The organism is uncultured Desulfovibrio sp., assembly GCF_944324935.1.
GTDB lineage: Bacteria > Desulfobacterota > Desulfovibrionia > Desulfovibrionales > Desulfovibrionaceae > Desulfovibrio.
Map to the genome: position 1 here is coordinate 1 of NZ_CALUYG010000032.1, position 21728 is coordinate 21728.

Sequence of the window (21728 nt, forward strand, 5' to 3'; positions counted from 1 at the left end):
AGGCGAGGAAGGAGCCTTACGGGCATCGACAGCAGAGCGCGACCGAAAGGCGGCCGCAGGCCGTGCCCGTTAGGCGAGGAAGGAGCCTTACGGGCATCGACAGCAGAGCGCGACCGAAAGGCGGCCGCAGGCCGTGCCCGTTAGGCGACGCAGGAGCCTTACGGGCATCGACAGCAGAGCGAGGGCTTCCCCCTTTTCCTCCAAACAAAAAGCAAGCAGTGTCGATACGCCTTTAGAGCGTGTTATTTTCTCCCTGCCGTTTCAGCCGGTCCAGGAAGATCTCCGCGGCCCGCGTGAAGCATTGCTGCTTTTTCCAGGCAAGTTTGAGGCCTACGTCCATTGCGGGCCGCAGCGGCCGGAAGCAGAGCGGGCCGTCCTCCCCCGTGTGCACGATGCCTTCAAGGCAGAGGGCGCAGCCCACCCCCTCTTCCACCATAAGGGCCGCATTGTACAGCAAGTTGTAGGTGGCCACGCGCGAAAGCTGTCGGAATTTGTTCCCCATCCAGCCGGAAAATTCATTTTCCACCAGCCCCTGACGGGACACGATGAGCGGCAGGCTCGCCAGATCGTCCGCATCTATGGCAGCCTGCGCGGCCAGGGGATGATCTTTGCGCAGGAGCACGCCCCAGGTATCCCGTGTGGGCAGGGGCATGAAATCGTAAGCCGACAGATCCGCCGGCTCGATGAAGAGGCCGAAATCCACGCTGCCCCTGTCCAGCCGTTCCCGGACATCCTCGGCATTGCCGCTGAAAAGATGGAAGGCGATGTGCGGATGCTCCTGCTGCACTTGGCGGATGGCGCGGGCAATGACGCGCATGCCTTCGGTCTCGCCGCCGCCGATGTACACGTCGCCGCTGACCTCCTCGCCTGCCGCGGCAAAGGCGGCCTCGGTCCGCTCCACCAGGGAGACGATCTCCTGCGCCCTCTTGCGCAGGAAGAGCCCTTCCTCCGTCAGGCTGATACGCCGCTTGCCGCGTGTGAACAGCGTCGTTCCCAGCTCCTCTTCCAGTTCCATAAGCTGACGGGAAAGCGTCGGCTGTGTGACGTGCAGGGAATCGGCCGCGCCGGAAATGGTCCCTTCTCGTGTCACGGCCAGAAAATAGCGCAGTACCCGTATATCCATATTCCTCACTCCTTCGGTGCTCCGTCATGCGCTGCACCTTGTGCGGCGAAGATTATCATGCCTGTATGCTATGGTAAAGCATGCAATATAAGTATTTGCTCTTTTTCTCGACGGTCCGCATAAAGACGGAAAAGGTTCCGCCGCGGGAGAAGCGCGGTTTTTTTTTTGCGGGCGGGGCCCTGTTCCGTCCCTGATAAGGAGATGTGCCATGAAAAAGATCCTTGTTCTTTCCACCAGTCCGCGTAAGGGCGGCAACTCGGACATGCTGGCGGACGCCTTCATCGAGGGAGCGCGTGAGGCCGGGCATGCGGTGGAAAAGATCTGCCTGCGGGAGAAGGACATCCGTTTTTGCAACGGCTGCCTTGCCTGTCAGAAAACGCTGTCCTGCGTCATCCATGACGACGCGCCGGCCATCGTGCACAGTATGCAGCGGGCGGATGCGCTCGTTTTTGCCACACCGGTCTACTATTACGCCATGTGCGGCCAGATGAAGACCCTGCTTGACCGTGCCAATCCGCTCTTTTCGGCCGACTACGCCTTTCGTGACGTCTATCTGCTGGCCGCGGCCGCGGACGGGGACGAGAGCGCCGTGGATGGCGTGGTGGACGGCCTGAACGGCTGGATAAGCTGCTTTGACAAGAGCCGTCTGCGGGGCGTGGTACGCGGTGTGGGGGTTACCCTGCCGGGAGACATCCGGCAGCAGCCCGCCGCGCTTGAGGCGGCCCGCCGGATGGGCCGGCAGGCCTGACGTACGCTCTCTGCCCGCCGCGTCGCAATAGAGCGTTTTAGCTTTGAAAAAGGTAAAACGCGAGGCGGCGGCACAGCGCCGCCCGGCCGAAAGTGAGCGGAAAAACCACGCTTTTCCGTAGGGTGAGGGCAGCTTCAGCAGGGAAACTGGATACAATTTCCCTGCGAATCCGCTCCAGGACGCGCGGCAAGGGGACGCATCCGCTGCACGATAAGGAGAGTGCCATGCAGTATACGACGCATTATACGGAAGGAAAAAAGGTCACCTTCAAGAAGTTTTCCCTGAATCTGGCCGGATTGCTCTTTCTGCCGCCCGATTTTGACGCCGCCCGGACGTATCCGGCCATCGTGGTGACGCATCCCGGGGGCGGAGTGAAGGAACAATGCTCTTCCCTCTATGCCTGGCATCTGGCGCAGGCCGGTTATGTGGCGCTGGCCTTCGACGCGTCCCATCAGGGGGAAAGCGAAGGCCTGCCGCGCTATCTGGAAGATCCGACCTCGCGGGTGGAGGATATCCGTTCCGCCGTGGATTATCTTGTGACGCTGGACTATGTGGATCCGCAGCGCATCGGGGCTATGGGCGTCTGCGCGGGCGGCGGCTACACCCTGAGCGCCATGCAGACTGAGGCCCGGATCCGCGCCGCGGCGGGCATCAGCACCTGGGACGTGGGCGACAGCGCCAAAAACGGCTTCCCCGGCGTGCATATCGACAACTTCCTGCAGAAGCTGCTTCAGGAGGTGGCCGAGGCCCGTACCGCGGAGGCCCGCGGCGGTGAGCCGGCCTATTGGAAGTATGTGCCCGACGACAGCAGCGAGATAAACGAGCAGACCTCGACCATCCAGCGGGAAGCCTGGGAATATTACCGTACGCCCCGTTGTCAGTACCCCACGTCGGTCAACAGGTATCTTGTCTCCAGCAATGACAAGCTGGCGGCCTTCGATGCTTTTGCCCATCTGGATACGGTCTCTCCCCGGCCCGTCCTGCTCATCGTGGGCAGCGAGGCCGATACCCTCTATTTCAGCGAGGCGGCCTATGCCGCGGCGCGGGAACCGAAGGAGCTCTACAGCATACCCGGGGCAAGTCATGTGGATCTCTACGACAAGCCGGAATTCGTCCAGCCTGCCGTGCAGAAGCTGACCGACTTTTTCGGGCAGCATCTGCGGGGCTAGGCTCGTCGCTCCCCGGCGGCGTCGTGCCGCTGGGGAAGCGGGCATGGGGCTGTGAAGGTGAGATATGTTGCAGGGTATTGGCGTCGTTTGCCATATCATGGCAGCATATGCCAGTTCGGTTGCGGCCGGCGTATGCACGATAGAGCACGGGCGCGCCGCAGGGCGAGGGGCGATCATGCCCTGAGCCGACTGGAACGTATGGGCTCCTGCCCCCAGCGCAAAAAGCGGACAGCGGGTTTAGGAGGGATATTCCCGGCAAAGGTCGATGGCATTTTGCGGGGGGCGTGCCGCCCCTGCTCTTTTATGCCTGTCGTGGCGGGCAAAGACTGTCCAGCCGGGCCAGCAGCGCGTCCAGATCCGTCTGTGTTTTCGCCAGCTCGGCCTCCAGCGCGGCGATGCGGGCGGGCTGTTCTTCCGGCGTTTCTTCCCCGGCGGCCGGCAGCAGGAAGCGCGACGGCAGCCAGACATTCTGCGCCAGGATGTCCGCACAGGGCACGCAGCGGCTGACGCCCGTCATTTCCCGGCGTTCCCGCAGCAGGTCCAGGGCCTTCTGGATGTGCGCCTCCCCAAAGTAGCCGGGCGTTCGGCTGCGCCACCCCAGCGAGGACAGATCGGCCATGAACACGTTGTCCCGTCCGGCCTGCGGGCCGCCCTCTTCCCGGCGGCGGTCAAAAATCAGGATCGCATGGGCGGCGGTATGGTGCGGCATCACGTTGCCGGGCAGCAGGATCACGGCGTCAAGCAGATTGCGGCGCACCAGTTCCGTCCGCATGCGCGCCTCCCGCTCCTCGCGGAAGAGCGGCCCCAGCCGCGTCAGCAGCACGCTCCTGCCGCAGGCGGGGAGCGCTTCGCTCACATGGCGGCAGATCCAGAAAAACTCTTCCGTCCCTCGCCGCACCGGGACAAAGGCCGGGGCGGCACTGAGCGTCAGATGGCTCGTGCCTTCGTCCGTCACCGGAACAGCGGGAGAGGGGCCGTCTTCCTCCGGTCCAGGGCCGGGCTGCCCGCCGGGGATATGGCCCCGCACGGCGGGCACGCCGCAGAGATGCGGCAGCAGTACGCCCAGCGGGGGGCGTGCGCCGTCCGCCACAAAATAGACGCGGTCGGCCAGCTCGCGGTCAAGTGCGGCCTCCGCCAGCAGCGTTCCCGTCCCGGCAGCCAGATCCCGTATGCGCTCGCCGCCGGCGGGATGGCCCATGCCGCCCATGAGCCGCCCGAGCCACGGCGGCACGATGTCGCAGGCGAATTCCCTGCCCCGGCCCGTGGCGTCGTCGTTGAGTTTGTCCAGCAGCAGGCGGCCTGCCAGGTCCCGATCCAGGGGCGGCATAGCCGCAAACGCCTCAAGGCAGACCGCGAGGGCGTCAGGCCCGCTCAGATGCTGCGGGCTGAACAGCTCGCCCCCCGCTCTGCCCAGTGCCGTCCGCATCAGTGCGGCGAGCTGCGGCCATTCCGCCTCCTGCCAGGGGTCCGCCGGGGACGTGCCGGCCGGGCGCATGGGCGGGGCCGGCGTCCCCTGCCGGAGCAGGCGAAGCTGTTGCGCGAGGAAGCCCGGCGGGCACAGCTGGGAAAGAGCAAAAAAGCCGAGCGCCGTCTCCGTCTCCGCCTCCACCACCGGGGCATGGGACGCATCGCCGGCATCGGACGGCGGATGGCGCGCGAACCACTCCCCCACCGCGCGGCAGGCGTCTTCCAGACAGTGACGGGCCGTAGCCGTGGCTTCCGCTTCGGCGGCATGCGCTTGTTGTGCCGTCATATGCCCTCCAGCCGCGCCCAGGTCTGCCCTTCGCTCCGTTCCTCGGCGGGCGGCGACGCCGGCGTCGTGCGGGCAGTTTCCGTTCCTTCCGTATCGGCATGCCGCAACAGCTGCCGCTGGATCATGGCGAAGCGCTCCTCCAGCAGTTGCCGGCGCAGCCGGCGTTCCCGCTCCAGCAGGCCGGCGGCTTCGATGATGAGGTGTTGCACCGCCGGCGACGGGACAGGCAGCGGGAGCCCTTCCAGATCCCCCTTGCGCAGCACTTCTGCATTGTGGCCGGTGTTTCGCGCCCTCAGGACGGCCTGCGTCTGCGGATGATTCAGCAGCCAGTGCAGATAGCGGGCGTCGAGGGCCGTCACGCCGTCAGGCAGTCCTTCCGCCGTGCGTCCTGCGGGCGGCCGCACCCGCACCACCATGATGGGAGCGGCGGCCACCACGCGCACCACGCCCGGACTGAGCGCCAGATCGTCCACATAGGTCGCATCATGCGCCTGGCTGCGGGCCCGGAACAGGATGTCGCCCGGACGCAGGGCAAAATGTTCCCGAATTTTTTTCAGATGCACGCGCACGAGCGCGGAAGTGTCCAGAACGCCGCCGTTCAGATCGGCCAGCTGCACCAGCGCCGTTTCTCCTTGCGGATCCGGCGTCACACGGGTGCGGAAGGGATAGCCAAGGCGGACGTCGGCCAGAGCGGACAGCGGGAAACGCATGCGTACCTCCGAATAGCAGTGTCAAAACTGTATATGATTCGTTGGTCGGAGGCAAACAGGGCGTCACCGGCGGACCGTGCGTCCCGAGGTCACTGCCGTTCGGCGCCGTCCGGCAGGAGAGGAAGGCGGATGCGGACGCGCTCGCCCTGGAGAAGGAGCAGATAGCCTTCCTCGGGCAGGTTTTCGGCGTCCTGCGGCGGGAAGACCGCTTCCAGCGCCCAGCGGAAGCTGTTTTCCCCCAGCGCAGCGGCAAGAGGATGCCGCTGGGCGCGCACGATCATGTTTCCCCAGTGCAGGAGGATCAGGTCGTCCGGCTCCAGGGGGTGCGGCAGTTCCAGCAGTCCGCGGATGCGGCAGGCCTGCGCGCCGAGGCGGATCTGGCGCAGACACGCCGCGCCGCATTCCGGGCCGGACAGCAGATGCCGCACATCCCGCGCCAGCCGCATTTCTTGCGGGGAGCCGGCGAAGCGGGCCGGCAGGGCCGCGGCAAGGCGGGCCAGCCGCTCCGTGAAGCAGGCTCGTACCTGTTCGCCGGACGTATCGGCCCGCGCCGGTCCCGCCAGGTCGCATGATTCCTCGAGGCCGTAAAAATAGGCGCTGCCGTCGGCATCAAGGCGCACATCCCAGTAGCGTTGCGGCAGCACCTTGCCCGCGGCCACCGGCCCGGGACAGTTCAGGCTGCGCATGTCCGGCGGCACATCCCCGGCGGCGCGCCGCTGGGCAAAGAGTTCCCGCCAGAGCGTGAATTCATAGATGATGTTTTCATGCGGGGCGGACAGACGCGGCAGCAGATCTTCCAGCTCCCGGCGGTCGAGCAGTTGCTGAGCGGTGAACGGCAGGCCCACATGATCGCCGTATACAGGCGTGCGCAGTTCGTGGGCGGCGGCATGGAAACGCTCTCCCGCCAGCTGCACCAGCGAGGGGATCTCCTCATAGTTGTCCCGCAGCACCACAGTCAGAAAATGCAGGGCGGGCGCGCGGTCGCCGTTTTTTTCGCGCAGACGGCAGGCTTCGCCGAGCCGGAGCAGGTTGCCGAGCAGCCGCTCCACCCGGCAGCCGCTGCACAGGGAGGCATAGACGTCCGAGCGCAGCGTATGCAGGGAAAGGATGATGCGTTTCACCGGCGCGGCGGCCAGGGCCTGGATGGCATCGTCGTCCATATCGCAGGCCATGTTGGTGGAAAAGATGACCTGTTCACGTCCCGCGCTGCCCAGCGAGGTGAGTATTTCCGAAAAGTGCGGATGCAGCGTCGGTTCGAAGAAAAAGGAGAGGTAAAAGCATTCCTCCGGCACCAGATCCAGGAGCCGCCGCAGGCTGCGCGCCACGGGCAGGGGCATGACGTTCCGCGCGGCATGCCGGAAATCGGTGGAGCAAAAGCGGCAACGCAGATTGCACAGTCCGGTCATATCCCCGAGGATGCGGCGAAACTTGTAGGAATCCTTGATGATGGCAGGCATTCGCTCCCCCCTGTACGGCCCTGTACGGGAGGAAGAGCCCTGCCCGCGTGTTCACACCGTCGGCGCGCTGCGCATGGAGCGACAGGGGCCACCCCCGCCGGCGAGCATGACGCATGGACGACATCTGCTGTATCGGCCGGCGGGGGCAAATCTTGAGAGGGCGTCGGGGCAGGCTGCGGGCCCTGCGCCTCCTGACGGGGGATGGCCTCAGTGGGCCGTGCCCCAGTCCGGCCCGATGCCGGCATCCACCAGCAGCGGCACGGTGAGCGCGTTGCCGCCCGGCTGGACGGACGCCATGAGGCCGGCCACGCGCTGCGCCGCCTCCTGCGCCGTTTCCTGCGGCGCTTCGAGCAGGAGCTCGTCGTGTACCTGCAGGAGCAGCCGCGCCCGCAGGCTCCGCAGGACATGGTCGGCATCCACGGCCAGCATGGCCAGCTTGATGATGTCCGCCGCCGATCCCTGGATGACCGTATTGATGGCCTGCCGTCGCGCCAGCGCCGAGGCCTGCCCGTTGGCGGAATGGATGTCCGGCAGCAGGCGGCGACGCCCGCCCAAAGTGGTCACGAAGCCCTGCCGCCGCGCCGTTGCCTCCACTTCGTCATAAAAGGCCTTCAGGCCGGTCAGCCGTTCAAAATAGCGGGCGATGAACTCCTTGGCCTCGTTGGTCGTGATTTTGAGCTCCTGCGCCAGTTTTTGCGCGCCCATGCCGTAGATGAGGCCGAAATTGATGGTTTTGGCGTTGCGGCGCTGGTCCGGGGTGACGGCATCCTGCGGGCAGTCGTAAATGAGGGCCGCTGTGCGGGCATGGATGTCCTCGCCGCGCCGGAAGGCGTCCAGCAGGGCCGCGTCCTGCGACATATGGGCCAGCACACGCAGCTCCACCTGGGAATAGTCCGCCGACACCAGCAGCCGCCCTGCTCCCGCCACGAAGCAGGTACGCATACGCTTGCCCAGCGGGCCGCGTACCGGGATGTTCTGCAGGTTGGGATTGCTTGACGACAGGCGTCCGGTGGCCGTGGCCTTCTGGTTGAAGGTCGTATGCAGCCGTCCGCTGTCGTCCACCAGCCGCGGCAGCGGATCCAGATAGGTGGAGCGCATCTTTTCCAGCTTGCGGAACTGGAGGATGCTTTCCACCACGGGGTGGCGTCCGGCCAGCCGTTCCAGCGTCTCCTGACTGGTGGAGGCCTGACCGCCGCGTGTCTTGCGGGGCGCGGGCAGACCCATTTCGCCGTACAGCACCTCGCCGAGCTGCTGGGCCGAGCGGATATTGAAACTCCTGCCGGCGGCGGCGTAGACAGCGGCGGTCAGCTCGTCCAGTTCCTGCTGGACATCGGCCAGAAAGCGGCCGAAAGCGCGACCGTCGATGGCGATGCCCGCGGCCTCCATGCGCGCCAGCACCGGCGCGAGCGGTATCTCCAGATTTTCGTACAGAGCGAGCAGGCCGTCGCGCAGCAGGCGGTTTTCCAGGAGACGGGCCATGTCCAGCGCCAGGGCGGCGGCGTTGTCCCGTCGCGGCAGCCCCGCTCCCCAGCGCACGGCCAGCCGGGGCCAGCCGTAGTCGTTCTCCTCGGGATTGAGCAGGTAGGCGGCGATGCCCAGGTCCATGATCCTCTGGCGGCCTTCCTCCCGCAGCAGGCCCCGCCGCCAGAGCCGTTTGGCATCCTCGCTCACCACCAGCGCGGCCTGCGCCAGATAGTCGGCCAGCACGTCCGGTTCCCCTGCCCAGCGCCCTGTCCAGGGCGGCATATCGTCCGGGTCGTCAGCCGAGGCGACGGCCAGATGCGGCGGGGCGTCCTCGCCCTGAGCCCAGATGACGGCCAGCCGCGCTCCTTCGGGGGCGGGGAGCCTGTTTGTCGTGCGGAACAGGGGCGGCAGGCTCTCCGGGAGGGGGGAGGCCATCTCCAGCAGGCTCAGCTGATGCGTTCCCCGGGCGGGGGACGGCGCGGCATCCGCCGCGGGCTCTCCCTGCGGAGGACGCGCGTTCCGCGACGCGCCCGCCCGCAGCAGGGCTTCCATTTCCCGACGCAGGGCAAAGAGCTCGAACTCCGCGGAGATGGCGGAGCAGGCGGCGGCGTCAGGCGGCTGCACGGCCATGTCGTCCAGGGTGATGTCCGTGCAGAAGTCCCGGCGCAGGGTGGTCAGTTCTCGCCAGGTGAACATGTTTTCCAGGTGGTCGCGCAGTTTTTCCTGAAGTTTTGCCGGGATCCGCTCGAAATGGTCGCGGATCTCTTCCAGCGAAGCGCAGGTCTCGAATATCTGCTGCGCTTTTTTGGGGCCTATGCCCGGCACGCCGGGGATGTTGTCGCTGGTATCCCCGATGAGCGCCTGTACGTCGGCCCACTGGGCCGGCTGCACGCCGGTCTCCCGCACGAAGTCCTCGGCGGTCACCAGCTTTTCGTCGCGGGAACCGGGGTCCCACATGAAGACATTGGGGCCGAGGCACTGCTTGAGGTCCTTGTCGCCGCTGACGATGACGACAGGACACTGTGCGGAGAAGCGCTCCGCCAGGGAGGCGATGCAGTCGTCGGCCTCGCAGCCTTCGGAAAGGATGAGCCGCAGCCCCAGCGCGCGCACCATGCGCTGGATGGGGTCCATCTGGCGGACGAGATCCTCCGGCGTGGCTTCCCGGTTGGCCTTGTAGAGCGGGAAGATGTCATGCCGGAAGTTCTTGCCCCGACCGTCCTGCACAAAGGCGAAGTGCGCCGGGGCTTCCTCCCGGAGGATGCGCAGCAGCACGCGGCTCACCACCACCAGCGCATTGGTGGGGAAGCCGTCCGAACGCTGCATGTTGCGGTTGGCGAAAAAGCCGCGGTAAATGAAGGCGGAACCGTCCATCAGGAACAGGGGGGCCGTGGCAAGGCCGAGGCGATCTTTCAGAGACATGGGCTTCCTGTGGGGTTGGGGGTGCAGGGATGGCGCGGCGTCTTGCCGCTTGCAGCCGGTGACGGCAAGGCGTATGATAAAAGGATGGAAACAAGTCCGCAAGTCAGCATTCGCCAGAGGGGGGATCAGCTCACCGTCAGCGTGGGCGGCGTCTGGAAAATGGGGGCTCCTCTGCCCTCGCAGGCGCAGGAGGCCCTTGCCGCCGTGCGTACGGGCGGCATACGGGGGGGACTGCTGCGCTGCGAGGCGCTGAGCGCCTGGGATTCCAGCCTGCTGGTCTTCCTCGTGCAGCTCATCCGGGCGGCGCAGGAGCGCGGTATGGATATGCGGAGAGAGCTGCCGCACGGGCTGGAGCGCCTCGTGCAGCTGGCCTTTGCCGTGCCCGCCAAGCAGGGCGCTTCCCGCACGGTACGCCAGCAGGGGCTTGTGGCCGCCCTGGGGGCGTCAGTGCTTGCCCTGCCCGGCAAGCTGGAAGGATTCACCGCCTTTGTGGGGGACGTTGCCCTGGCTGTCCTGCGCTTTCTGACCGGGCGCTCCCAGATGCGGCGTCAGGATCTGCTGGCGGCCATGTACGAGTGCGGCGTGCTGTCCCTGCCCATCATCTCCCTGACCAGCCTGCTGTTCGGCCTCATCCTGGCTTTCGTGGGCGCGGTGCAGCTCACCCAGTTCGGCGCGCAGATCTATGTGGCCGGACTGGTGGGCATAGGCATGCTGCGCGTCATGGGGGCCGTCATGGTGGGGGTGGTCATGTCCGGCCGGGTGGGGGCCTCCTTCGCGGCGCTCATCGGCACCATGCAGGTCAATGAGGAGGTGGACGCCCTGTCCACCCTGGGTATCTCGCCCATAGATTTCCTGGTGCTGCCGCGCATGCTGGCTCTGACGCTCATGGTCCCCGTGCTGACCCTGTATGCCGATCTCATGGGCATCCTGGGCGGCTTTCTGGTGGGCGTCGTCATGCTGGATCTCAGCGCGCTGGAATATCTCAACGCCACCGTACGGATGGTGTCCTTTTCGCACGGCATCATCGGGCTGAGCTATGCCGTGGTCTTCGGCGTCATCATCGCGCTCTCCGGCTGTTATCAGGGCATTTGCTGCGGGCGCAGCGCGCAGGCCGTGGGCAAGGCCACCACCACCGCCGTGGTGCACGGCATCGTGGGCATCATCGTGGCCACGGCCATCATCACCATCCTGTGCAACGTGCTGAAGGTGTAGCCATGACCACGCCAGCCCCCGCCGTCACCCCCGCCGCCGCGCCGCGCATCAGCGTCCGCAATCTGACGGTCGGTTACGGTTCCTATGTGCTCATGCGGGACGTCAGCTTTGATGTGGCGCTGGATGACGTCTTCCTCATCATGGGCGGATCCGGCTGCGGCAAGAGTACCCTGCTGCGGGTGCTCATGGGGCTCAAGGAGCCGCAGGCGGGGCAGATCTTTTACGGCGAAACGGACTTCTGGGCCTGTACGCCCCGTGAACGGCGGCAGCTCATGCAGCGTACGGGCGTGCTCTTCCAGGGGGGGGCGCTCTGGAGCTCCATGACCCTGGCCGAAAACGTGGGCCTGCCCCTGCAACAGTATACCCGCCTTTCTCCGGCGGACATCCGGGAACAGGCCTCGCTCAAGCTGGCCCTGGCCGGACTTGCCGGCTTTGAGGATTACTATCCTTCCGAGATAAGCGGCGGCATGCGCAAACGGGCCGGGCTTGCCCGGGCGCTGGCCCTTGACCCGGAGATCCTCTTCCTGGACGAACCGTCGGCGGGGCTTGACCCTGTGAGCTCCCGTCTGCTCGACGATCTCATCCTCGAGCTGCGGGATGCGCTGGGCACGACCTTCGTCATCGTGTCGCATGAGCTGGCCAGCATCTTCACCGTGGCCAGCAACAGCATCTTTCTGGATGCCCGGACCCGGCGGGTCACCGCCGCGGGCGACCCTTCCCTGCTCGTCAGGGATCCCCATACCGAAGAACAGGCCCGCCTCTTCCTTACCCGCGGAGCGCCGGCCCCTTCCGCCGCCTCTGCTGCGGAAACGACAAGGAATACCGTATGAGCCAAACACGTTCCTCCGTAGCTGTCGGCAGTTTTGTCCTTGGCGGTCTGCTGCTGCTCGTCATCGGCATCGGTCTGCTGGGTGGCGGCAATCTTTTTGCCGACGAGCTGGAATACACGCTCATTTTCGACGGGTCGGTGAGCGGGCTCTCCGTCGGGGCCCCGGTGGTCTTTCGCGGCGTGCCGCTGGGCGCCGTGAGCTACATCCAGCTGCAGGCCAACCCGCGCGACGGCAGCGTCAGCATCCCCGTGGGCATCCGCATCAACGAGCGGGCCATCAACGACGCCCGCTCCGGCGAAAAGCTCCCTGACGAGGACCGCATCAAGATACTGGGGCAGCTCGTGCAGCGCGGGTTACGGGCCCGTCTGCAACTCCAGAGCATCATAACGGGTCAGTACCGCATCGAGCTTGATTTCCACCCCGACTCCCTGGCCCGGTATCGCTCCTCCGATCCCGCGACGGAGATCCCGACTCTGCCCTCCCCCATCGACATGCTGCAACGCAATCTGGCCACCCTGCCCCTGAAGGAGCTGGCCGTCTCCTTTCAGGCCACATTGCAGCGTCTTTCGGAAATACTGGCCTCGCCGGACATCGACAGGGGGCTCACCCAGTTCGCCAATACCTTTGAAGAGGCGAACAAGCTCCTTGTGGCCAGCCGGGAGACGCAGCGCCTCGTCAATCAGACTATGGGCAATCTTTCGCAGGTCAGTGTCGTGGCCTCGACGGAACTGCCCCGGGCCCTGGAGGCCCTGACCCAGGCCATGAACGGCTTTACCGCCGTGGCCAATTCCACACAGGCCCTCGTGGGGCGCGACTCTCCTCCTGTCAACGAGCTGCGCCGCCTGCTGCGCGAGGCCACGGCAGCCATGCGGTCCCTGCGGGCGCTGGCCGATACTCTTGAACGCAACCCCGAATCCCTCCTGCGAGGGCGCTCTGGAGGTCAACGATGATGGCTTTTCCCCGCGGGCTGCGCCGCGCCCGGCGCATCCTCCCTGCCGGGCTGCTCTGCCTGTCGGCGTTCCTGCTGCCTGCCTGCGGCAAGAGCGCGCCCACCTATTATTATCTGCTGGAAAGCGGCGAAAAGCCCTTTGCCGCCTCCTCGCTGCCCGCTGTCAGCCTGCGTATCGCCCATGTGGGCATCCCCGGCTACCTTGACCGGCAGGGCGTGGTCAGCCGCCACGAGGGTGATCCGCTGCTGCACGTCAACAATTTCGACATCTGGGCCGAGCCTCTCGATCAGGGCGTGCGTCGCGTCCTGCGCGAGGTGCTGAGCCCGGCGCTGCTGGCCGGGGACATCACGGTGCAGACGACGGATGATGCGGGCTGGAAGGCCGCGCTGCTGGTGGAGATTCTGCGGCTTGACGGTGCGCCCGGCGAGACGGTGCGCCTGGAGGCCCGCTGGTCCCTTCTGGACAGCGGCGACAAGGTCCTGGCCCGGGGCAGCTTTGCCGACAGCGCCGACTGTCCGGCGGCACAGCCCGGCACGGCGGCCACATCCAGCCTGGTCACAACGCAAAGCCAGCTCGTGCAGCGGCTGGGGCGGGCCCTTGCGCCGGAGATCCTCCGCGTGCTGCACGGGCGGCCATCCGGCAACTGACATGCGTGCCGCCATCTTGCCCACCCTGCGCAGCACCGTCCTGCTGGTGGATGACGCGCCGGAGAACCTGCGCATGCTGAGCGAAGCCCTGCGCGCGGATCACCGCATCATGTTCGCCAGGAACGGACAGGACGCCCTGCGTCTTGCCGCCGCCGATCCCCAGCCGGACATCATTTTGCTGGATGTGATCATGCCGGGTATGAACGGCTATGAGGTCTGCCGCCGCCTCAAGGAAGATCCCCGGACGCGGGACATACCGATCATCATCGTCACGGCCGAGAATGACGATTCGGATGAGGCCACCGGCTTTTCCCTCGGGGCGCAGGATTTCATACGCAAGCCCTTCAGGGCGTCGCTCGTGCATCAGCGCGTGGAGCTGCACCTTGAGCTCAAGCGTCATCGTGACCATCTCAGCGAGCTGGTGGCCCAGCGCACCCATGAGCTCTTGCAGACCCAGAAGGCCACCATCCACGCCATGGCCATGCTGGCCGAGTGGCGCGATCCCGAGACCGGGGCGCATATTCAGCGCACCAGCCGTCTGGTGGAAGTGCTGCTGCGGCGGCTCATGCAGCGGCCGGACGCGCCGGAGAGTCTCACCCCCGGCGACATCGAGTGGATCATCCTTTCCACGCCGCTGCATGACGTGGGCAAGGTGGCCATCCCGGACAATATCCTGCACAAGCCCGGCCGGCTCACCCCGGAAGAATTCGAAATTATGAAGCAGCACACCTCGCTGGGCTATGAGATACTGGAAGAGGCCGGGCATGAACTGGACAGGGAACTGGGCAAGCGCTGCTTTTTGCACTATGCTCGGGAGATCGCCCTCAATCACCATGAACGCTGGGACGGCAGCGGCTATCCCTCCGGCCTTCGCGGGGAGGAGATCCCCCTCTGTGCCCGCGTGGTCAGTGTGGTTGATGTCTATGATGCCCTGCGCAGCCGGCGCGTCTACAAGGACGCCTATCCGCATGACGTCGCGGTGGAGCGCATCCGCGCGGAGCGCGGCACGGCCTTTGATCCGCTCGTGGTGGATGCCTTTCTGGATGTCCAGGAGACCTTTGCCGGCGTGTTTGATCAGAGTCCCGGCAACTGACAGGCGGCAAGAGCGCCTTTTGCCTGTCCGCCAAAAGAAAACGGACCGCCGCTCCGCCCGAAGGCAGGACGGCAGTCCGAAGCGGGCGGATATTCGCGCCCGGGGACGACTGCAAGGCTGCGGACATCCCGGAACAGCTTCCTTTGCCACAGCCGCCGGGCCTCATGCCGGCCTGCGCGTCCTGACCCCGGCTGCGCCGCGCACGCATCCGTGCAGGCGGCCGGGACGTCCGCGATCAGCCCTGATTGATCATCACCTTGGCCGGGCGCAGCAGGCGGTCGCCCAGCTTGTAGCCGCGCTGCAACACGCGCGAGACGCAGCCCGGGCCCACCGTGGGGCAGTCATCAAAGCCGACGGCCTCATGGAGTTCCGGGGTGAAGTCCTCGCCTTCCTCCCCCACCGGCACGAGGCCGTGCCGTGCCATGGCTTCCAACATGAGCTTGCGGGTCATGGCCACGCCCGTCAGCATGTCCTGACAGGCGGCGTCGCGGCTGCCGTATTGCAGGGCAAGTTCCAGATTGTCCAGCCCCGGCAGCATGTCGCGCAGGATCTTTTCCGCCGCATAGCGGATCTGTTCCTCATGTTCGCGGGAAAGGCGCTTCTTGAAATTTTCCATTTCAGCGGCCGCGCGCAGGCGCATGTCGTCCGCCGCCTTTTTTTCCTCGCACGAGGGGCAGATCTGCTCGCGACAGGCGCGGGCAAGGTCTTCCGGCGCTGTCTGCCCGGCGTCACCCGCGGCTGCGGCGGCATCGGCTTCGGCATTCCCGGCCGCCGCGGCTTCCGCAGCGGCAGCGGCTGCCGCGGCTTCCATCTCCGCCGCTTCCGCCGCCTTCTTGTAGGTATCATGGACTTTGTGATGGTGCATATATCCTCCCGAAACCAGCCAGCCCGCCGCAATGCGCGAGGCAGAGAAAGCTTGGCAATGAATTCTGACATTAAGGGGTAAGTTCAGCCTGTGCCGCTGTCAAGAGCGGAGCGGGCTTTTCCCGCCTCGACATTCCGTAAAACCTCGGCTATGCTGGGACGCTTTCAACGGGAGGAAGCCCTATGACATGCCGCAGCATTTCCCTCCAGACGGCGCACGACTGGCCCAAGGCCGCCAGATGGCTCGAAGAGCGACGCAACCCCGGCGACAACGTGGAAAGCGCCGTGCGGGCCATCCTGGATGATGTGCGTGCCCGTGGCGACGAGGCTCTGCTGGACTACACCCGGCGCTTTGACTGCGCGGCCTTCGAGCCGCCCATGCGCCTGACTGAACTGGAGATCGCCCGCAGCGCGGCTTCCGTTGCGCCCGAGCAGCGTGAACATATCGGAGACGCCGCCCGCAACATCCGGCGCTTCCATGAGGCGCAGCGGGAGCGATCCTGGTTCGAGACGCTGCCGGACGGCAGCATCCTCGGACAGCGCGTCCTGCCGGTGGACAGCGTGGGCCTGTATGTGCCCGGCGGGCAGGGCGGGAGCACGCCGCTCATTTCCAGCCTGCTTATGAACGCCATCCCCGCCCAGGTGGCCGGGGTGCGGCGCATCGCCGTCTGTACGCCGCCACGCGCCGACGGCAGCATCGATCCCGCCATCCTGGCCGCGGCGCATCTGCTGGATATCGACGAAGTCTACCGGGTCGGCAGCGCCTGGGCCATCGCCGCCCTGGCTTACGGCACGCCGAGCCTGCCCGCCGTGGACGTCATCGCCGGACCGGGCAACATCTATGTGGCGACGGCCAAGCGGCTCGTGCAGGGCATCGTGGGCATCGACATGATCGCCGGCCCGAGCGAGGTGCTCATCCTTGCGGACAGCTCCGCCCGGCCGGACTGGGTGGCGGCGGATATGCTTTCCCAGGCGGAGCACGATCCTCTTGCCGCGGCTCTCTGCATCACTACGGACGTCCAGCTGGGTGAACGTATCCGCGAGGAGCTGGACAGTCAGTGCGCCTCCCTGCCCAAGGCCCAGACGGCCGCCAAATCCCTGCTGGACTGGGGCGCCGTCATCACTGTGCCGAACATGGACGTGGCCGTGGCCGTGGCCAACATGATCGCCCCGGAACATCTGGAACTGTGCGTGCGCGATCCCTGGGCCCTGCTGCCGGGCATCCGCCACGCCGGAGCCATCTTCATGGGGCATCACTGCCCGGAACCGGTGGGCGACTATTTTGCCGGGCCCAACCATGTGCTGCCCACGCTGGGCACGGCGCGCTTTTCCTCCGCCCTTTCCGTCCAGACATTTTGCAAGAAAACCAGCATCGTGGCGACGTCCGCCGCCTTCCTTCAGGACAGCCGGGAGGCCATCGCCGCCCTGGCCCGCATGGAAGGGCTGGAGGCTCACGCCCGTTCCGCCGAAATTCGCGGCCAGAAGTCGCCGCGCGCCTAAGGAGCTGTCATGCGCATCGTCACCAAGACCAACATCACCGCCTGCCCCCTGCGCTCGCGCGGCAAGGTGCGGGACATTTACGACGTGGACGAGGACACCCTGCTCATTGTGACCACCGACCGCATGTCGGCCTATGACGTCATCATGGGGGAACCCATCCCGTACAAGGGCGTTATCCTCAATCAGATCACCTTGTTCTGGATGGATAAATTCCAGGACATCATTCCCAACCATCTGGTGGAGAGCGACGTCAGCCGCTTTCCCGCCAGCCTCGCCCCGTGGGCGGACGAGCTGGAGGGGCGCGCGGTGCTCGTGCGCAAGGCCCGTCCCCTGCCCGTGGAGTGCATCGTGCGCGGCTATCTGAGCGGATCCGGCTGGAAGGACTATCAGGCGACCGGCAAGCTGTGCGGCTACGACCTGCCCGCCGGCCTGCGCGAATCCGACAAGCTGGAGCCGGCCATCTTCACTCCGTCCACCAAGGCTGAACTGGGCGAGCATGACGAGAACATCAGCGTGGCCCGCGCCGCCGCCCTCCTCGGCGACGCCGTGGCCGAACAGGCGCAGAACGTCTCCCTGCGCATCTACGAAGCCGGGCGCGCCTATGCCGCCGGCAAGGGGATCATCGTGGCCGACACCAAGTTCGAGTTCGGCTTCATCAACGGCACGCTGCATATCATCGACGAGGTGCTGACCCCGGATTCCTCCCGTTTCTGGCCTGCGGACAAGTATGTCCCCGGTCAGGGGCAGCCCAGCTTCGACAAGCAGTATCTGCGCGACTGGCTCAAGCAGCAGCCGTGGAACATGCAGCCGCCCGCGCCGACCCTGCCCCAGGAGATCATCGACAATACGGCGGCCCGCTACCGGGAAGCCTATGAGATCCTGACCGGAAAATCCTTCCGCATCTAGGGACGGTCGGGAATGCCGGGCGCATGTCCCGGCGATCCAACGAATGACATGCCGGAATTTCCGGCCGCAAGGAGAATCACCATGCTGCTGCAAGGCAAAAAAGCCCTCATCCTCGGTCTGGCCAACAACAAGAGCATTGCCTACGGTATTGCCTCCTGCTTCAAGGAGCAGGGAGCGCGCCTGGCCTTCAACTATGTGGGAGACGCCATCAAGAAACGCGTGGAACCGCTCAGCGAAGAACTGGGCGGCGAATTCACCTTCCAGTGTGACGTGGGCGACGACGCCCAGATTGCCGCCGCCGCCGATCTGGTCAAGGAAAAATGGGGCGAGGTGGACATCCTCGTCCATTCCATCGCCTTCGCCAATCGTGAAGATCTGACGGGCCGCTTCCTGGATACCTCGCGTGCGGGCTTCCATCTGGCCCTGGACATCTCCGCCTACTCGCTGACCGGCATCTGCCGCGCCTTCGAACCGCTGCTGCACGAGGGCTCTTCCGTCATCACCATGACCTATCACGGCTCCACCAAGGTCATCCCCGGCTACAACGTCATGGGCGTTGCCAAGGCGGCGCTGGAAGCCTCCGTGCGCTATCTGTCCTACGAACTCGGCGAGAAGGGCGTGCGCGTCAACGCCATCAGTGCCGGCCCCATCAAGACGCTGGCCGCCTCCGCGGTGTCCGGCCTCAAGAACATCTTTACCCGCGTGGAGGAAAGCTCGCCCCTGCGCCGCAACGTCACCACGCATGATGTGGGCGGCCTCGCCACCTTCCTGGCCTCGGATCTGGGGCGCGGGGTGACCGGCAGCGTCATCTATGCCGACAGCGGCTTCAGTCAGATGGGCATCTAACTGCCTGTCCATCAGAGCGCCGTTCCAGGGCGCTGGTATGACGATTCCGGGCAGGGCCGCATATGGCGGCCCTGTCTGCGTATGGAGCACGCTTTTTTCCCCTGTCATGGCGAGGACATCCGATGAGTAGCTTCTCCCTGCTCGGTCTGGTCAATCTGGTGGGCATCGTCTGCGCGGCCCTTGCCTTTCTCCTCTACCTGCGGCATGCGGCACGCCGCCTTGAGGCAAAGGAAGAAAAGGAAGAAGAGCATGGGCAGACGGCCGCCCCTGCGGAAACGGCTGCGCCGCCCTCCCCTGCGGCCGCCTGCCAGGCCCGCAGGGAGCAAAAGCCCTGAGCGGCCTGAGCGGGTCTGTCCGTCACGCTGGCGGCAGCGCGCTCCTGCCCTGCCCGCTTCCGTCTGCGCTGGGGCGGACCGCCCTGCCACCGGGTGCAAAAAAAATTTTGTTTCTGTGCATTTTTTGCTTGCCTTCCCCGGAAAGGGGGGATATATATATCTGGCTTTGAGCGCGGAGAGGTGTCCGAGCTGGTCGAAGGAGCACGATTGGAAATCGTGTGTACGTTAAAAGCGTACCGAGAGTTCGAATCTCTCCCTCTCCGCCAGCAAGAAAGTAAGCCCGTTGAGAAATCAACGGGTTTTTCTTTTTGGGGCCGTCAGTGGTCGGGTTTCCGCCGGCCGGGAAAGCTTGCCTCCGGGGCGGCAGGCCCCCTTCCAGAAGCTCAGGCGCTCTTTTCGCGACCTGGCGTCGCCCCTGCCCGGCAGATCTGGCGAACGTGCAGGTACGCCTTGACAATGTGCGGTTGTTAAGGCAGCATGGTGAAATGGATGCCATCCTCTGCTTGTGTGCAAGCAAGACTGGGCAACGGTTCCTGTCAGGACGGTGGGGACAGACGCATTCAGCACTGCATGAGGCACTTTTCCCTTTCTGGAAAAAGTGCCTTTCTATTTGGTGGGAATGTCATGCAACTTACTGAAATAATTGCAACCATTGAAAAAATTGCCGATCCCGCCACGCAGGCGTCCTGGGATTGTTCCGGCATGCAGGTAGCTGCCCGCCGTACGGAGGCGGCGCAACTTGCCGTGTGTCTCGATCCCACGCCGGCATCCGTGGCGGCGGCGCTGGAAAAGGGCGCGCAGTGCCTGCTGAGTCATCATCCCCTGCTGCTCAAGCCGCGCCTGCCGCGTCGTCTGGACGCCTACCATGAGGTGTTGCGGCTCCTGCTGGGCGCGGACGTGCCGCTGTATGCCTGCCATACCTCGCTGGACGTCAACAGCGCCGGCCCGGCCGCCTGGGTCGCCGATGAGCTGGGCCTCACCGCCCGCGCCTACATCGAGCCGCCAGCCCCGGCCCCGGAAGGCGCCGGCCTGCCGCTGGGCTTCGGCCTGGCCGGCGATCTGCCCGCGCCGTTGTCGCCGGCAGCCATCCTGGAGCGGCTCGGCCGCTGGCTGGATCTTTCCACGGCCACCCTCTGCGGGCCGCTGCCGGAGCGGGTGCGGCGCATCGGCTACTGTACGGGGTCCGGCTCTTCCCTGCTGGACGATGCCGCGCGCTGCGGCGTGGAATTTTTCATCACCGGCGATGTGAAGTACCATACGGCGCTGGAGGCCGAGATCTGCACGGCGGATGTGGGACACCACAGCCTCGAGGAAGAGATGATGCGCCGCATGTGCGCGCTGTTGCAGCATCTGCTGCCGGGCGTCAATGTCTTTTTTGTCCCCTCGCTGTCGCCGCTGCGGCCGTGGACGGCCTGACGGCACGGCATGGGTATGTCTTCTGGGAGGAAAATATGAGTACCGCCGTTTATCTTGATCAGATCCGCCAGCTCGTGGAGCTGCAGAAAATAGATGACGCCATCTTTGCCGTCCGGCAGGAGCTGGAGCGTGCCCCGCGCGAGCTGGAAGAACTGCAGCAGCGCTTTGATGCCAGCAATGCCCAGCGGGAACGGATCCTGGAAAAGCTGGATCACCTTCAGGAGCAGCAGAAGCGTCTTGATTTTGAGATCGAGGACGATTCCGCCCGCATCAAGAAGAGCAAGAACAAGCTCATGCAGGTGGAGAACCAGCGCGAGCATCATGCCATGATGCGGGAAATGGACAGCATCGAAAAGGTCATCCGCTCCCGCGAAGAGGAAAAGATGGCCCTTATGGAAGAGCTCCAGCTCCAGAATGAGAAGCTGGCGCAGATCGACCTGACCCACACGGGCCTGCAGGCCGAGCTGGAAGTGCGCCGCGACAGTCTGGAAGAAAAGCTTGCCGCGTCCCGTGCCCGTCTGGCCGAGCTGGAGCAGAAGCGGGAGGCCGCCAGCAGCGCCATCCCGCATCCGGTGTTCGTCCGCTACGAATTCATCCGCAAGCGCCTCGAGCATCCGGTCATCGTGGCCGTCAAGGAAGGCATCTGCACGGGCTGCCATATCGCCGTGCCGCCCCAGGCCTACATCGAACTGCAACGCGGGCAGCAGATACTGAGTTGCCCCAATTGCCAGCGTCTCATTTTCTGGAATGAGCATTTCGATTTCCCGGTGACGCCGGGCATCCCCGAAACGCCGAAGACGCTGGTGGACTAGGCGGCCGGCCGGCAGCCGCCCGCACGATGCGCGGAGGCTGCCCGCCCGCGGCAGGAGTGCGAGTGACGGCAGCCGGTCGCCGTCGGACATTTCAGGCAAACGGGAGTCGGACGGGCCACCGCCGCGAAGCGATTCGGGGAGGAAAGTCCGGGCTCCACAGGGCAGGACGCTGGGTAACCCCCAGGAAGGGCGACCTTCGGACAGCGCCACAGAAAGCAAACCGCCCTCCCCTTGCGGGAGGGTAAGGGTGAAACGGTAGGGTAAGAGCCTACCAGATGCCGCGGCGACGCGGCATGCTCGGCATACCCCGTCTGGAGCAAGACCAAATAGGGAAGGAGGCTGGCCCGGCCAATCCTTCCGGGTAGGTTGCTTGAGGGTGCGGGCAACCGCACTCCTAGAGGAATGGTGGCCTCATGCGACCGCATGACAGAACCCGGCTTACAGGCCGGCTCCCGTTTGCGTGAACTTTGCCGG

General features: G+C 65.5%; 19 protein-coding genes, 1 tRNA gene and 1 other RNA gene. 15 read left to right on the forward strand and 6 right to left on the reverse strand.

Annotation, left to right across the window (positions count from 1 at the left end; genetic code table 11):
- Positions 1–232: 232 nt before the first annotated feature.
- A complete protein-coding gene (locus Q0J54_RS08420; RefSeq protein ID WP_296305026.1) occupies positions 233–1123 on the reverse strand; it encodes a LysR family transcriptional regulator in 891 nt (296 codons plus the stop codon).
- A gap of 208 nt (positions 1124–1331) precedes the next feature.
- Between Q0J54_RS08420 and Q0J54_RS08425 the strand changes: the two genes are divergently transcribed.
- Together Q0J54_RS08425 and Q0J54_RS08430 are read left to right on the forward strand one after the other, a co-directional pair.
- Positions 1332–1871, forward strand: coding sequence for a flavodoxin family protein (locus Q0J54_RS08425; RefSeq protein WP_296305027.1), 540 nt, complete (start codon positions 1332–1334; stop codon positions 1869–1871).
- A 224-nt stretch (positions 1872–2095) separates the two neighbouring features.
- Entirely contained in the window at positions 2096–3040 is a 945-nt protein-coding gene (locus Q0J54_RS08430) for an alpha/beta hydrolase (protein ID WP_296305028.1), read from the forward strand.
- Between the two features lie 301 nt (positions 3041–3341).
- Here the strand turns inward: Q0J54_RS08430 and Q0J54_RS08435 are convergent, their stop codons facing one another.
- The 4 genes from Q0J54_RS08435 to polA all read right to left on the reverse strand — a co-directional run bounded on the left by Q0J54_RS08435 (position 3342) and on the right by polA (position 9843).
- Positions 3342–4793 (reverse strand): N-6 DNA methylase, encoded by a 1452-nt coding sequence (locus Q0J54_RS08435; RefSeq protein ID WP_296305029.1) that lies wholly within the window; start codon positions 4791–4793, stop codon positions 3342–3344.
- The gene (locus Q0J54_RS08440) at positions 4790–5503 is read right to left on the reverse strand and encodes a hypothetical protein (RefSeq protein ID WP_296305030.1); all 714 of its coding nucleotides are present in this window, start codon (positions 5501–5503) and stop codon (positions 4790–4792) included. The genes Q0J54_RS08435 and Q0J54_RS08440 overlap by 4 nt, the downstream gene beginning before the upstream one ends.
- 89 nt (positions 5504–5592) lie before the next feature.
- The gene (locus tag Q0J54_RS08445; protein WP_296305031.1) at positions 5593–6960 is read right to left on the reverse strand and encodes a radical SAM protein; all 1368 of its coding nucleotides are present in this window, start codon (positions 6958–6960) and stop codon (positions 5593–5595) included.
- Between the two features lie 207 nt (positions 6961–7167).
- A complete protein-coding gene (polA, locus tag Q0J54_RS08450) occupies positions 7168–9843 on the reverse strand; it encodes a DNA polymerase I (RefSeq protein ID WP_296305032.1) in 2676 nt (891 codons plus the stop codon).
- A gap of 84 nt (positions 9844–9927) precedes the next feature.
- Between polA and Q0J54_RS08455 the strand changes: the two genes are divergently transcribed.
- Genes Q0J54_RS08455 through Q0J54_RS08475 form a run of 5 tightly spaced genes read left to right on the forward strand, consistent with a single transcriptional unit; the run spans position 9928 to position 14575 of the window.
- Entirely contained in the window at positions 9928–11055 is a 1128-nt protein-coding gene (locus Q0J54_RS08455) for an ABC transporter permease (RefSeq protein ID WP_296305033.1), read from the forward strand.
- A gap of 2 nt (positions 11056–11057) precedes the next feature.
- A complete protein-coding gene (locus Q0J54_RS08460; RefSeq protein WP_296305034.1) occupies positions 11058–11885 on the forward strand; it encodes an ABC transporter ATP-binding protein in 828 nt (275 codons plus the stop codon).
- A complete protein-coding gene (locus Q0J54_RS08465; RefSeq protein WP_296305035.1) occupies positions 11882–12835 on the forward strand; it encodes an MlaD family protein in 954 nt (317 codons plus the stop codon). Before Q0J54_RS08460 ends, Q0J54_RS08465 begins: the two co-directional genes overlap by 4 nt.
- A complete protein-coding gene (locus Q0J54_RS08470; protein ID WP_296305036.1) occupies positions 12832–13482 on the forward strand; it encodes a membrane integrity-associated transporter subunit PqiC in 651 nt (216 codons plus the stop codon). Before Q0J54_RS08465 ends, Q0J54_RS08470 begins: the two co-directional genes overlap by 4 nt.
- Before the next feature lies 1 nt (position 13483).
- Positions 13484–14575, forward strand: a complete 1092-nt coding sequence (locus Q0J54_RS08475; RefSeq protein ID WP_296305037.1) for an HD domain-containing phosphohydrolase — start codon at positions 13484–13486, stop codon at positions 14573–14575.
- Positions 14576–14810: 235 nt separating this feature from the next.
- Here the strand turns inward: Q0J54_RS08475 and Q0J54_RS08480 are convergent, their stop codons facing one another.
- Positions 14811–15440 (reverse strand): nucleotide exchange factor GrpE, encoded by a 630-nt coding sequence (locus tag Q0J54_RS08480; protein WP_296305038.1) that lies wholly within the window; start codon positions 15438–15440, stop codon positions 14811–14813.
- Between the two features lie 182 nt (positions 15441–15622).
- Between Q0J54_RS08480 and hisD the strand changes: the two genes are divergently transcribed.
- From hisD to rnpB, 8 genes are all read left to right on the forward strand, one after another.
- Positions 15623–16939 carry a histidinol dehydrogenase gene (gene hisD, locus Q0J54_RS08485; protein ID WP_296305039.1) on the forward strand — a complete coding sequence of 439 codons (1317 nt, stop codon included), beginning with the start codon at positions 15623–15625 and terminating at the stop codon, positions 16937–16939.
- Between the two features lie 9 nt (positions 16940–16948).
- Entirely contained in the window at positions 16949–17845 is an 897-nt protein-coding gene (locus tag Q0J54_RS08490; protein WP_296305040.1) for a phosphoribosylaminoimidazolesuccinocarboxamide synthase, read from the forward strand.
- Positions 17846–17926: 81 nt separating this feature from the next.
- Positions 17927–18691: an enoyl-ACP reductase gene (locus tag Q0J54_RS08495; RefSeq protein WP_296305041.1), complete on the forward strand. Its 765-nt coding sequence runs from the start codon at positions 17927–17929 to the stop codon at positions 18689–18691.
- A 122-nt stretch (positions 18692–18813) separates the two neighbouring features.
- Positions 18814–19026 (forward strand): hypothetical protein, encoded by a 213-nt coding sequence (locus Q0J54_RS08500; protein WP_296305042.1) that lies wholly within the window; start codon positions 18814–18816, stop codon positions 19024–19026.
- Between the two features lie 174 nt (positions 19027–19200).
- Positions 19201–19292 (forward strand) — tRNA-Ser (locus Q0J54_RS08505).
- A gap of 358 nt (positions 19293–19650) precedes the next feature.
- On the forward strand, positions 19651–20442 hold the full coding sequence (locus tag Q0J54_RS08510; protein WP_296305043.1) for a Nif3-like dinuclear metal center hexameric protein: 792 nt from the start codon (positions 19651–19653) through the stop codon (positions 20440–20442).
- Between the two features lie 35 nt (positions 20443–20477).
- Positions 20478–21254, forward strand: coding sequence for a C4-type zinc ribbon domain-containing protein (locus Q0J54_RS08515; RefSeq protein ID WP_296305044.1), 777 nt, complete (start codon positions 20478–20480; stop codon positions 21252–21254).
- 102 nt (positions 21255–21356) lie between these two features.
- Positions 21357–21711, forward strand: an RNA gene (rnpB, locus tag Q0J54_RS08520) — RNase P RNA component class A.
- Positions 21712–21728: the final 17 nt, after the last annotated feature.